The 13,120-nt window shown below is 73.2% G+C and carries 9 protein-coding genes and 1 pseudogene; 8 read left to right on the top strand and 2 right to left on the bottom strand.

Annotated elements, in window-relative coordinates:
- Positions 1–674 (bottom strand): MFS transporter (locus tag JNW87_RS24685; protein ID WP_238454476.1); only part of this gene is annotated, 674 nt, incomplete at its 3' end.
- Positions 675–800: 126 nt separating this feature from the next.
- Between JNW87_RS24685 and JNW87_RS24680 the strand changes: the two genes are divergently transcribed.
- The 6 genes and pseudogenes from JNW87_RS24680 (at position 801) to JNW87_RS24655 (ending at position 9,537) form a co-directional block, all read left to right on the top strand.
- A complete protein-coding gene (locus tag JNW87_RS24680) occupies positions 801–1,427 on the top strand; it encodes a TetR/AcrR family transcriptional regulator (protein ID WP_238454475.1) in 627 nt (208 codons plus the stop codon).
- A gap of 122 nt (positions 1,428–1,549) precedes the next feature.
- Positions 1,550–2,887 (top strand): acetyl/propionyl/methylcrotonyl-CoA carboxylase subunit alpha, encoded by a 1,338-nt coding sequence (locus tag JNW87_RS24675; protein ID WP_109806015.1) that lies wholly within the window; start codon positions 1,550–1,552, stop codon positions 2,885–2,887.
- Between the two features lie 84 nt (positions 2,888–2,971).
- On the top strand, positions 2,972–3,892 hold the full coding sequence (locus JNW87_RS24670; RefSeq protein ID WP_109806014.1) for a hydroxymethylglutaryl-CoA lyase: 921 nt from the start codon (positions 2,972–2,974) through the stop codon (positions 3,890–3,892).
- A gap of 106 nt (positions 3,893–3,998) precedes the next feature.
- Positions 3,999–5,531: an acyl-CoA carboxylase subunit beta gene (locus JNW87_RS24665; RefSeq protein ID WP_238454474.1), complete on the top strand. Its 1,533-nt coding sequence runs from the start codon at positions 3,999–4,001 to the stop codon at positions 5,529–5,531.
- A gap of 137 nt (positions 5,532–5,668) precedes the next feature.
- Complete coding sequence (locus JNW87_RS24660) at positions 5,669–6,823, top strand: acyl-CoA dehydrogenase family protein (RefSeq protein WP_109806012.1); 1,155 nt, start codon at positions 5,669–5,671, stop codon at positions 6,821–6,823.
- A 129-nt stretch (positions 6,824–6,952) separates the two neighbouring features.
- Positions 6,953–9,537, top strand: a pseudogene (locus JNW87_RS24655) (helix-turn-helix domain-containing protein).
- A 257-nt stretch (positions 9,538–9,794) separates the two neighbouring features.
- Here the strand turns inward: JNW87_RS24655 and JNW87_RS24650 are convergent.
- Positions 9,795–10,304 carry a MarR family winged helix-turn-helix transcriptional regulator gene (locus tag JNW87_RS24650; RefSeq protein ID WP_109806010.1) on the bottom strand — a complete coding sequence of 170 codons (510 nt, stop codon included), beginning with the start codon at positions 10,302–10,304 and terminating at the stop codon, positions 9,795–9,797.
- A gap of 101 nt (positions 10,305–10,405) precedes the next feature.
- Here JNW87_RS24650 and JNW87_RS24645 point away from each other — a divergent pair, with 101 nt between their 5' ends.
- Complete coding sequence (locus tag JNW87_RS24645; protein WP_109806009.1) at positions 10,406–10,987, top strand: YceI family protein; 582 nt, start codon at positions 10,406–10,408, stop codon at positions 10,985–10,987.
- Positions 10,988–11,245: 258 nt separating this feature from the next.
- Complete coding sequence (locus JNW87_RS24640) at positions 11,246–12,724, top strand: glutamate--cysteine ligase (protein ID WP_238454473.1); 1,479 nt, start codon at positions 11,246–11,248, stop codon at positions 12,722–12,724.
- Positions 12,725–13,120: the final 396 nt, after the last annotated feature.

Raw genomic sequence — 13,120 nt, 5'->3', positions numbered from 1 at the left:
CCCCGCCCACACCCCCTCGTCGCCCCGATCTTGCAGTTGTGGCCCCCGAATCGCCCCTTTTCGCCGAGTTCGTCCGGACGACAACTGCAAGATCGCGGGGTGGGGGTGGGGCGGAGGGAGAGGGCGAGGAGGGCGGCGGCGGCGAAGGTGAGGGCGTCGAGGGTGAATGGAAGGGGGGCCGCCAGGGTGAAGAGGAGGCCGGCCAGCGGGGCGCCGAGGAAGCCGCCGGCGAGCGCCGTACCGGCCTGGAGGCGGCCGTTGGCGGTGGGCAGCGCGGCCGCCGGCACCAGCGCCGGCAGCACCGCGAAGGAGGCGGCGTCGAAGAGCGTGCCCAGGGTCGCCAGCAGCGCCGCGGTCGCCGCGAGCACGAGCACGCCGGCCCGGTCCGTGGCGACCAGCACGGCCAGGGCGGCCACCACGACGGCCCGCAGCCCGTCCACCGACGCCATCGCGCGGCGGCGGTCCCAGCGGTCCGCGTACACCCCGCCGAGCAGGCCGAACAGCAGCGGCGGAAGCTGCCCCGCCACGGTCACCGCGGCGATCGCGCGGGGATCGCGGGTCAGCATCGCGGCCAGCAGGGCCAGTGCCGGCGTACGCAGGGCATCGCCGAACCGGGAGGAGACGGCGGCGGACCAGAGCAGCCGGTAGTCGCGGCCGAGCGGGGTAGCGGTCATGTCGACGGACCCTGCGGCCTGCACCCGGTCGAGGGTCAAGCGCCAACGCGACCGGGCGGGGAGCGTGAGGCAACCGACGGGTAACCGAGCCTCCACCTCGTCGCGGTCGCGGTCTAGGCTTGCCCGGTGGCGGTGGAACAGCAGGCGCGGGGTGCGGCGAACGGCGCGACGGGCGCGGGTCGACGCCGGTCCCGGCGGGACGAGATCCTGGAGATCGCGGTCGGCCTCTTCGCCGCCCGGGGCTACCACGGCGTGTCGATGGACGACATCGGCGCCGCCGCCGGGGTGACCGGTCCGGCGCTGTACCACCACTTCGCCGGCAAGGAGGCGATGCTGGCCGCCGCGCTGATCCCGGTCAGCGAGGGGCTGCTCGCCGGTGGTCGGGAGCGGGCCGCGAACCACCCGGACGACCCGCGCGGCACGCTGGAGTCGCTGATCGACTTCCACGTCGAATTCGCGCTGGCCAACCCGGCGGTGATCGCCCTGCACCTGCACGAGCTGGATCGGCTCCCCGACGAGCCGCGCCGCCGGATCCGCCGGCTCCAGCGCCTCTACGTCGAGGAGTGGGTGACCGTGCTGACCGCGCTGCACCCGGGCCTGCCCGACGGTGAGGCGCGGGTGCTGGCCCACGCGGCCTTCGGCCTGATGAACTCGACCCCGTTTCTCGGGGGCGAGGTCGACCGCCGGCGCCGCGCCGAACTGCTCCGCGCCGCGACCCTCGCCGCGCTCCTCGCCCCGACCACCCCCGCCTGACCCCCGTTTGACCCCCGTCCACCCGGTCACCGACCGGGTCACGGGTGCCAGGCGACTCGTGAGTAACCGGCGGCTCGTGGTTACCTGACAGCCGTCCCCACCCCTGGACGCCGGGAGGAAACATGATCGAGTCACTGCTGGTCGCGAACCGGGGCGAGATCGCCCGCCGGATCATCCGCACCGCCAGGCGGCTCGGGATCCGCGCGATCGTGGTGCACTCGGAGGCCGACGCCGGCCTGCCGTTCGTGACCGAGGCCGACGAGGCGGTCTGTGTCGGCCCGGCGAACCCGGCGCAGAGCTACCGGAACGTGGAGGCGATTCTCGCCGCCGCCAAGTCCACCGGCGCGCAGGCGATCCACCCCGGGTACGGCTTCCTGTCGGAGAACGCCGACTTCGCCCGTACCGTCGAGGCCAGCGGCTTGATCTGGGTGGGACCCGGCGCGGACGCGATCACCGCGATGGGCGACAAGATCAACGCCCGGAACCTGATGGCGGCGGCCGGGGTGCCGATCGCCCCCGGCACCACCGACCCGGCGGCCGACCTGGCGGCGGCGGTCGTCGCCGCCGCGGAGATCGGCTACCCGGTGATGGTCAAGGCCGCGGCCGGTGGCGGCGGCATGGGCATGGGCGCGGCGATCGACGAGGCCGCGCTGCGCACCGAGTACGACAAGGTGCGCTCGTTCGCCGAGCGGATGTTCGGCGACGGCTCGGTGCTGATCGAGCGGTACTTCCCCCGGGTGCGCCACGTCGAGGTGCAGATCCTCGGCCTGGCCGACGGCCGGGTGGTGGCCCTCGGCGAGCGGGAGTGCTCGGTGCAGCGGCGCAACCAGAAGCTGGTCGAGGAGTCGCCGTCCCCGGCGGTCTCGCCCGAGCTGCGCGAGCGCTTCCTGGCCGCGGCGGTACGGGCCGGCGAGGCGGTCGGCTACCGGAACGCCGGCACGGTGGAGTGCCTCCTGGATCCCGCGACGAACGAGTTCTTCTTCCTGGAGATGAACACCCGGCTCCAGGTGGAGCACCCGGTGACCGAGCTGGTCTACGGGGTGGACCTGGTGGAGGAGCAGCTGCGGGTGGCCGCCGGCCTGGCCCCGACCTTCGACCCGGACGCGCTCGCGCCGCGCGGCCACGCCATCGAGCTGCGGATCAACGCCGAGGACCCGAAGCGCTTCCTGCCGGGGCCGGGCGCGATCGCCACCTGGAACGAGCCGACGGGTTCCGGCGTCCGGGTCGACTCGGGTTACGTCGCCGGCAACACGGTCACCCCGTTCTACGACAGCCTGATGGCCAAGCTGATCGTCAGCGGCAAGGACCGGACCGAGGCCGTCGAGCGCGCCAAGGCCGCGGTGGCGCAGTTCGAGATCGCCGGCCCGAAGTGCAACCTGCCCTTCTTCGCCGAACTCCTGGAGAACGAGGAGTTCCTCTCCGGCGACTACGACACCGGCATCGTGGGCCGGATGCGCTGACCGCGTCGGGTGCGGCCGGCGGGGTGGGAGTGGGAGGCTGGGGGGACCCCAGAACAGCGACGCGTCACAGTGAGGTGACCCCTTATGGCGGAACTGCCGGACTTCGTCTCCATCCGTGAGGTCGGACCGCGCGACGGGCTGCAGAACGAGGACCCGATCCCCACCGGCGCGAAGGTGCGGCTGCTCGACGCGCTCTCCGGCACCGGCGTCAAGCGGATCGAGGCGGTCTCCTTCGTGCATCCGAAGGCGATCCCGCAGATGGCGGACGCCGACGAGGTGTGGCAGCGGGCCGCGAAGGCCGACGGCGTGCGCTACTCGGCGCTGGTGCCGAACACCCGCGGCGCGCAGCGCGCCCTGGCCGCCGGCTTCACCGAGATCGAGGTGGTGGTCTCGGCCAGCGACACGCACAACCGGCGCAACGTCAACCGGTCGACCGAGGAGTCCCTCGACGACATCGCCGAACTGATCGACCTGCTGCACGGTTCGGGCGCCCGGGCCGAGGTGATCGTGGCGACCAGCTTCGGCTGCCCGTACGAGGGGGACGTCGACCCGCAGCGGGTCGCCGGCATCGTCGACCGGGTGGCCCGCGACGGCGCGGACCGGGTGGCGTTCGGCGACACCACCGGCATGGGCACGCCGCGCCGGGTCCGCGAGCTGATCACCGCGGTACGCGACCGCAACGCCCATATCCCGGTGCTGCTGCACTTCCACAACACCCGGGGTACCGCGCTGGCCAACCTGCTGACCGCGATGGAGCTGGGGATCACCGAGTTCGACGCCAGCGTCGGCGGCCTGGGCGGCTGCCCGTACGCCCCGGGGGCGAGCGGCAACCTGGCCACCGAGGAGGCCGTGCACATGCTGCACGACATGGGCGTCGACACCGGGATCGACCTGGACGTCCTGATCGAGGCCGCCGAGCTGGCCGAGGAGCTGCTCGGCAAGAAGCTCCCCTCCGGCGTCCTCCGCGCCGGTCCCCGCACCCGCCTCACCCCGCTGCCCGCCTAGGGCGCCGCGGGTCGCCGAGCGTCGCGCCGATGCGCTAACCTAACGATCGTTCAGGTCGGTCGGCCCGCTCACGAGGTGGCCGGCCCCAGGTGGCGAGGGAGTCGGCGTGACGCTCGACGGTGAGGCACTGGAGCAGCTGCGCAAGCGCGCCCGGGCCGGCGGTGCGGACAAGTACCACGCGGCGAACGCCGCCAAGGGCAAACTCTTCGCCCGCGAGCGGGTCGCCCTGCTGGTCGACGAGGGCTCCTTCGTCGAGGACGGGCTCTACGCCAACGCCATGGCCGAGGGGCTGCCGGCCGACGGCGTGGTCACCGGCACCGCCACCATCGACGGCCGGCAGGTCTGCCTGATGGCGAACGACTCCACGGTCAAGGCCGGCAGCTGGGGCGCGCGTACCGTCGAGAAGATCATCCGGATCATCGAGCGGGCGTACGCGACCAGCGTGCCGATGGTCTACCTGGTCGACTCGGCCGGCGCCCGGATCACCGACCAGGTCGACCTCTTCCCCGGCCGGCGCGGCGCCGGCAAGATCTTCTGGAACCAGGTCCGCGCCTCCGGCTCCATCCCGCAGGTCTGCGCGCTGTTCGGGCCGAGCGCGGCCGGCGGGGCGTACATTCCGGCGTTCTGCGACGTGGTGGCCATGGTGGACGGCAACGCCAGCATGTACCTCGGCTCCGACCGGATGGTCGAGATGGTCACCGGCGAGAAGACCACCCTCGAAGCGATGGGCGGGGCGACGGTGCACTGCGCCGAGTCCGGCGTCGGGCACTTCCTCTGCAAGACCGAGGCCGAGGCGCTCGACGTGGTGAAGCGCTACCTGTCGTACCTGCCGGCGAACTGGACGCAGCAGCCGCCGGCCGCCGAGGCCGTCCCCGCCTCCGACAAGGTCGACCTGGCCGCGCTGGTCCCGGCCAGCGAGCGGCAGGCCTTCGACATGCGCCGGTACGTCAAGGGCCTGCTCGACGACGGCTCGTTCTTCGAGATCCAGGCGCTCTGGGCCAAGGAGCTGACCATCGGCTTCGGCCGGCTGAACGGCGAGGTCGTCGGCGTGGTCGGCAACAACTCGATGTTCAAGGGCGGGGTGCTCTTCGTCGACTCGGCGGACAAGGCGACCCGGTTCGTGCAGCTCTGCGACGCGTTCAACGTGCCGCTGCTCTTCCTCAGCGACGTGCCCGGGTTCATGGTCGGCAGCGCGGTGGAGAAGCAGGGCATCATCCGGCACGGCGCCAAGATGATCACCGCGATCTCCGAGGCGACCGTACCCAAGATCTGCGTGGTGGTCCGCAAGGCGTACGGCGCGGGCCTGTACGCGATGGCCGGCCCCGGTTTCGAGCCGGACGCCACGATCGCCCTGCCCACCGCGAAGATCGCGGTGATGGGCGCGGAGGCCGCGGTCAACGCGGTCTACGCCAACAAGATCGCCGCGATCGAGGACGAGGCCGAGCGGGCCGCGTTCGTCACCGCGAAGCGCGAGGAGTACGAGCGGGACATCGACGTGGTCCGGCTCGCCAGCGAGCTGGTGGTCGACGCGATCGTCGAGCCGCACGAGCTGCGCGCCGAACTGGTCCGCCGGTTCACCGCCGCCCGCACCAAGGAACGGCACTTCTCCCGGCGCCGGCACGGCGTCACCCCGGTCTGACCGGGCCGCCACCGCGACCCGCCGACCGCGAGCCACCCGCGACAGCGACGAGACCGCAGCGCACCCACCGCCACCAGACCCAGGACCCGCCCGGCGTCACGAGCGACCGGCGGAGCCGTCCTTGACAGGAGGAACCGATGGACTTCCGGCTCAGCGAGGAACAAGAGGCGCTGCGGGAGAGCGTGCGGGAGTTCGCCCGCGAGGTGGTCGCCCCCACCATCGCGGAGCACTACGAGCAGCACACCTTCCCGTACGAGATCGTCCGGCAGATGGGCAAGATGGGCCTGTTCGGCCTGCCCTTCGGCGAGGAGCACGGCGGCATGGGCGGTGACTACTTCGCGCTCTGCCTGGCGCTGGAGGAGCTGGCCCGGGTCGACTCCAGCGTGGCGATCACCCTGGAGGCGGCGATCTCCCTCGGCGCGATGCCGATCTACCGGTTCGGCACGGACGAGCAGAAGGCGCGGTGGCTGCCGAAGCTGCTCAGCGGCGAGGCCCTGGCGGGCTTCGGGCTGACCGAGCCGGGCTTCGGCTCGGACGCCGGCGGCACCCAGACCCGCGCGGTGCTGGACGAGACGACGGACGAGTGGGTGATCAACGGCTCGAAGGCGTTCATCACCAACTCGGGCACCGACATCACCTCGCTGGTCACCGTCACCGCGGTCACCGGCACCAAGCCGGACGGCTCGAAGGAGCTCTCCACCATCATCGTGCCGTCGGGTACGCCCGGCTTCACGGTCGCGCCGGCGTACTCCAAGGTCGGCTGGAACGCCTCGGACACCCACGAGCTGACCTTCGACGACTGCCGGGTCCCGGCGGCGAACCTGCTCGGCCAGCGCGGCCGGGGCTTCGCCCAGTTCCTGCGGATCCTCGACGAGGGGCGGATCGCCATCGCCGCCCTGGCCGTGGGCCTCGCTCAGGGCTGCGTCGACGAGTCGATCAAGTACGCCAAGGAGCGGCACGCCTTCGGCCAGCCGATCGGCAACTACCAGGCGATCCAGTTCAAGATCGCCGACATGGAGCTGAAGGCGCACACGGCCCGGCTGGCCTACTACGACGCCGCCGCCAGGATGCTGGCCGGCGAGCCGTTCAAGCGGCACGCCGCCATCGCCAAGCTGCACGCCAGCACCGTCGCGGTGGACAACGCCCGCGACGCCACCCAGATCCACGGCGGCTACGGCTTCATGAACGAGTACCCGGTGGCCCGGTTCTGGCGCGACTCGAAGATCCTCGAGATCGGCGAGGGCACCAGCGAGGTGCAGCGCATGGTCATCGCCCGCGACCTCGGCATGTGAGGTGATCAGACCCGTCCGGGCCGGTCGAGGTCCGGACGGGTCGCACCGCTGTCGGATATCCGCGACGGATCGTCGGCTGGCCGACGATGGCCTGCCGCCCGTCGCACCGGGTCCGTACTCTTCGTGCCCATGACTCCGGATCATGATCGTTCGCGGAGCCCGGACGGCCGTACCGTGTTGTCCGATCTGCTGCGCGGGCACCGGCTCGCCGCCGGCCTCACCCAGACGGAGCTGGCCGCCCGGGCGGGCGTCGGGGTGCGGACCGTCCGCGATCTGGAGCGGGGCCGGTCCGTGCGCCCCCAGCGCACCACCGTCGAGCTGCTCGCCGACGCCCTGCACCTGACCCACGCCGCCCGGACGACCTTCCTCGCCGCGGCCCGGCCGTCGTCCGCCGCCGGGCTGCCCCCGGCCGCCGGCACCTGCCGGTCACCGGCCCCGGCGCCGCCCCCTCCGGTACGCCGATCGCCCTCCCGCGGCCGGTCCCGCTGATCGGCCGGGACCGCGACGTCGCCGAGGTCGCCGCCCTGCTGAGCGCCGACCATCCGGTGGTGAGCCTGGTCGGGCTGGCCGGCGTCGGCAAGACCGCGCTGGCCCTGACCGTGGCCCACGCGGTCGCCGCCGACCACGCCGCCGGCGTCGCCGGGGTGCTGGTCGGTGAGGGCTCCGACACGGCGGACGTGCTGGCCGCCTCGGTCGGGGTCTTCGGCGTGAACCGGTTGGCCGACCTCGCCGCGCGGATCAGCGGGCGACCCGCGTTGTTGCTGCTGGACGCGGCGGAACGGGCACCCGATCCGGTGGCCGAGGCGGTGCGTCGGCTGCTCGCCGCGGCTCCGGCCCTGCGGGTGCTGGTGACCGGTCGGCACCCGGTCGGCCTGCCCGGGGAACTGGTCCGGCCGGTGGCTCCGCTGGACGTACCACGGGCCGGGACGGTGCCGGCGGAGCGGTCGGACCTGGACCGCTGGCCGGCCACCGCGCTCTTCACCGCCCGCCTCGCCCTGGTACGCCGCGAGCCGCCCACCCCCGCCGAGCTGCCGGCGGTCGCCGCGCTGGTCCGCCGGCTGGGCGGGCTGCCGCTGGCGATCGAGCTGATGGCCGCCCGCGGCCGGATCCTCGACGTGACCGAGCTGCTCGACCGGTACGGCGACCGCGTCCTCGACCTGGCCACGTCGCAGGGCCGGCCCGGCCGGGACCCGGCGGAGGGCGCGGTGACCCTCCGCGAGGCGGTGGCGACCAGCTACCGGCTGCTGGCGCCCGGCGAGCGGGCGGCGCTGCGCCGGCTCTCCGCGTTCGGCAACCGCTGGTCGGTGGAGCTGGCCGAGGAGTTGCTGGCCGACGGCGGCGACCGGGCGGACGCGGTTCCGCTGCTGGACCGGCTGCTCGAACTCGGGCTGCTCAGCGTCCGGGGCACCGGTCCGTTCCGGTTCCGTCTGCTCGACGCGGTCCGCGACTTCGCCACCGAACAGGCCGGCCGCGAGGGGGAGCTGGCCCTGATCCGGCGCCGGCACGCCCGGGTCGTCACCGAGCTGGTGGTCCGGGCCGCCCCGGACCTGGTGGGCGCGGACCTGAACGCCGCCGTGCACCTGCTCGACGAGGCGACCAGCGACATCAGCGCCGCCCTGGCGCACGCCGCCGGCGACGATCCGGTCACCGCGCTGCGGCTGGCGGCCGCGCTGCCCCGGTGGTGGCGGTTCCGGGGGCGGGACGTCTCCGGGCGGCGCTGGCTGCGCCGGTTGCTGGCCGATCCGCGTACCGCCGACGCCGATCCGGTGCTGCGGGCCTGGGCGCTGGTCGGGGTGGCCCAGCTGGCCGCCGAGCACGGCGCGGGGGCGGAGGAGCTGCCGGCGGCGCGCGCCGCGTTGGCCGTCTTCCGCGACGCCGGTGAGGTGTCCGGGGAACTCGCGGCCCGGTCGGTGCTCTGCGCGCTGCTGCACGCCACCGGCGGGCACGACGAGGCCAGGGAGCACGCCGAGGCGGTGCTGGAGCTGGCCACCCGGCACGGGCGGGTGCGGGACATGGCGGTCGCGCAGAACAATCTGACCTGGCACGACATCCGGGTCGGCGACCTGGTCGGGGCGCGGCGCCGACTGGCCGCGGTGGACCGGCTGGCCGCCCAGTGCGGGGAGCGGCGGCTGCGGGTGCTCGCCCGCGCCAACCTGGCCGAGGTGATCCGCCTGGAGGGCCGGTACGCCGACGCGGTGGAGCAGGGACGGCGGGTGGCGACGGCGCTGGCCGACCTGGGCGACCCGGGGCACCGCCGCCGGGTGCTGGGCACGGTGGGGCTGGCGCTCGCCCAGGACGGCCGGGCCGCCGAGGCGCTGGAGGTGGTGGCCGAGCTGCGGTCGGGCGCGGCCGATTCCCCGGTGCCCGTGCAGCGCCGCCCGTCGCGGGGCGCGGGCGCCTCCGCCGCCGGTCGGCCGGAGGACGCGGTCTGCGCGCTGATCGAGGGCAACCTCGCCCTGTACCAGGGCGACCGGGAGTTGGCGGCCGAGTGGTTCGCCGCCGCGGCCGAGGCGGGCGTCGACGGCCAGGACCGGCGGGACGTGGTGGAGGCGCTGGTCGGGCTCGCGGCGAGCACGGCCGACGTGACGATGCTGAGGCGGCTCGACGAGGCCCGCCGGGCGGGCGGGGTCAGTCTGCTGCCGCAGGAGGAGGCGCTGCTGTACGCGTTGGTGGCGCGTCGTACGTCCGGCGCCCGACGGGGTGCACCCGACTGATCATGCGGTCGTCCGTCCGCGGACTCGCCCCGCGGCGGTGTCCGCGGGGAAGGGGGCGCGGGGGTGGCGCGAGCGAAAAAGCCCCCTGGTATGCCCCTCGCTCATCGCTCGCGCCGGCACCCCCCGGTGCTCCCCGCTGACCAAGACTATCCGCTGCGGATGGGTGATTTGGGGGTTTTTCAAACCCTATAGACCGGCGGTAGATCGGTTCTGCCGGTCTTTCTGCCGGTGGGCGGCTGGGGCGACGGATTCCGGGGTCAGCGGCCCGCCTTCGCCGCTTCCTCGGTCGGCGCGGGGTCGGTGCTGCCCGCGGTCGCGCCCGGGTGGACCGCGTCCCGGACCCGGCGCAGGCCGTGGAGGAGCGCCGCCAGCTCGGCCGGTTGGAGCTGGCCGGTGAACCACTCCTCGATGATCCGCAGGTGCCCGGGCAGGATCTCGTCCAGCCGGGCCAGGCCGGCGCCGGTGACCACCGCGTACGAGCTGCGCCGGTCAGAGGGGCAGGCCCGGCGGCAGAGCAGGCCGTCGCGTTCCATCCGGTCGACCACCCGGGTCACCCCACTGGTGGAGAGGGAGGTCTGCGCGGCGAGATCGGTCATCCGCAGCCGGTTGCCGGGCGAGCGCGCGAGTCTGGTCAGCACCTCGAACTCGACCGAGGAGAGGCCGTGTTCGTCGAACTGGGCGGCGAACCGGGCCGTCAGTCCGGCGTACACCTCGTAGAAGAGGCCGACGGCGGTGATCCGGGGGTCGTCGAACACGTTCTCGTCCACTTGACCATCCTAGCAGTACTTGACACACGGAATATTGCTGTGCTTATAGTTGCTCAGTCAGTCGTTGGGCAACTAAACAATCTCCCCTGGAGGACAGCACCATGACCAGCAGCACCGAAGCGGTTACCCGCGATTGGGGCGGTCTGACCATCCCGGCTGCCGGCACGTACCTGCTGGACGCGGCTCACAAGCGGGTCGGGTTCGTCGCGCGGCACATGATGGTGAGCAAGGTGCGCGGCGAGTTCGCCGACGCGACCGCCACGATCACCGTCGCGGAGGACCCGATGGAGTCCTCCGTCACCGCCACCATCCAGGCGGCCAGCATCCACACCGCAATGGCCGACCGTGACGCGCACCTGCGCAGCCCGGAGTTCCTGGACGCGGAGGTCTTCCCGACGCTGGAGTACCGCAGCACCGGCGTGAAGTCCCGCTCGGGCAACGAGTTCGTCCTCTCCGGTGAGCTGACCATCAAGGGTGTCACCCGCCCGGTCGACCTGGAGGTCGAGTTCGAGGGCGTCGGCCGCAGCCCGTTCGGCCAGGACATCTTCGGGTTCTCCGCCAGCGCGGAGATCGACCGCGAGGAGTTCGGCCTGACCTGGAACGTCGCCCTGGAGACCGGTGGCGTGCTGGTCGGCAAGAAGATCAAGATCGAGATCGAGGGCGAGGCCGTCCGCCAGGCCTGATCCCCCCCGTACGATCCGACGGGCCCGCGCTGTCCACCGACGGCGCGGGCCCGTTCGCGTACGCCCTCGGGTGCGAATTGTCACGGCTCATTCGGCATCGGCCACCGGTGACCCGGGCGCCGGCTGGGTAGAGATGCCGCCGGGAGCGCACCGTCGGGCCGGACCCCTGGTTCCGACAACGGGACGCTCTTAACGTGGGTGGTTCACACTGCGCTCCGGGACGGTACGGTTCCGTTGCGCCTCGCGCCGGGAGGACACATGGGCAGGGACGTCGAGCAGGGCGCCTTCTCCCGGGAGCACCGGGTCCGCTACCGGCAGAAGGTCCGGCGGTGCCTGGACGTCTTCGCGCTGATGCTGGACGACTTCGGGTTCGACGCCGACCGCCCGATGACCGGGCTGGAGATCGAACTCAACCTGGTCGACTCGGCCGCCGAGCCGGCCATGCGCAACGACCAGATCCTCGCCGACATCGCCGACCCGCTCTTCCAGACCGAGTTGGGGCAGTTCAACCTGGAGCTGAACGCCCCACCCCGGCTCATCGAGGGCGTCGGCTTCGCCGACTACGAGCAGGACCTGCGCAGCAGCCTCAGCCGCGCCGACGAACGCGCGGCGAAGTCGGACGCCAAGATCGTCCTCGTGGGCATCCTGCCGACCCTCACCGAACGCCACCTGGTGGCCGACAACCTCTCCACCAACGAGCGCTACCGGGTGCTCAACGACCAGATCGTCGGCGCCCGGGGCGAGGACATCGAGCTGGACATCCGGGGGGTCGAGCGGCTCCAGACGCACACCGACTCGATCGCCCCCGAGGCCGCCTGCACCAGCCTCCAGTTCCACCTCCAGGTCGCGCCGGACAGCTTCGCCGACTACTGGAACGCCTCCCAGGCCATCGCCGGCGTCCAGGTCGCGATCGGCGCCAACTCGCCGTTCCTTTACGGCCGGCAGCTCTGGGCGGAGACCCGGATCGCCCTGTTCGAGCAGGCCACCGACACTCGCCCGGACGAGCTCAAGGCGCAGGGCGTACGCCCCCGGGTGTGGTTCGGCGAGCGCTGGATCACCTCGATCTTCGACCTCTTCGAGGAGAACGTCCGGTACTTCCCGCCGCTGCTGCCGATCTGCGAGGACGAGGACCCGGTCGAGGTGCTGCACGCCGGCGGGGTGCCCGAGCTGAGCGAGCTGCGGCTGCACAACGGCACCGTCTACCGCTGGAACCGGCCGGTCTACGACATCATGAACGGCCGCCCGCACCTCCGGGTGGAGAACCGGGTGCTGCCGGCCGGCCCGACCGTGGTGGACATGCTGGCCAACGCCGGCTTCTACTTCGGGCTGGCCCGGGGGCTGGCCGAGGCGGACCGGCCGATCTGGAGCCAGCTCACCTTCAGCTCCGCGGAGGAGAACTTCCACGCCGCCGCCCGCCGCGGCATGGACGCCGTGCTGCACTGGCCCCGGCTGGGCGACGTCCCGGTGACCAAGCTGGTGCTCGACGTCCTGCTGCCGAAGGCCGCCCAGGGGCTGGACCGGTTCGGCGTCGCCCCGGCCGAGCGGGACCGGCTGCTCGGCGTCATCGAGCAGCGCTGCCGTACCGGCCGCAACGGGGCGGTCTGGCAGACCGAGACCGTCTGGGCGGCCGAACGGCACCGGGGCATGGACCGCGACGCCGCGCTGCACCACATGCTCCAGCGCTACGCCGAACTCCAGCGCGGCAACGAGCCCGTGCACACCTGGCCGGTCGACTGACCCGCCGGGTCCGCGCCACGCCACCCTGTCCGGCGGTACGGCATAAACCCGGCCCGGGCTGGCCGAGTCACCGGTCCTGGTGTCGGGGCGTGGCGGATCAGCGGCCGCGGCGGCTGGGCCTGGTCTTCGGGCCGGTGGTCGGCGGGCTCGTCGGGCCGTTCCCCGGCTGGTCGACTCCGCTCGCCTCGCTCGGCGGCGGCACGTCCGCTGCCGGATCCCTGGTGGACGGGACGTCCGCGATGGCGCCTCGCGTTGGCTCGGGATGCTCCGGCCGGAAGCCGTCCCGGTGTCCGCGTCGGTCGCCACCGGCGCCGCGCTCCGCCTCGGCGGGTTCGCGCGACCGCGACGGGCGGTCGAGCGGTCCGCTGCGGCACCCGTGGCCTCACCGGGCGGCGT

The organism is Micromonospora sp. ATA51, from assembly GCF_016802855.1.
In the GTDB taxonomy this organism is placed as follows: domain Bacteria; phylum Actinomycetota; class Actinomycetes; order Mycobacteriales; family Micromonosporaceae; genus Micromonospora; species Micromonospora sicca.
This window is presented reverse-complemented; position numbering and strand designations above follow the sequence as displayed.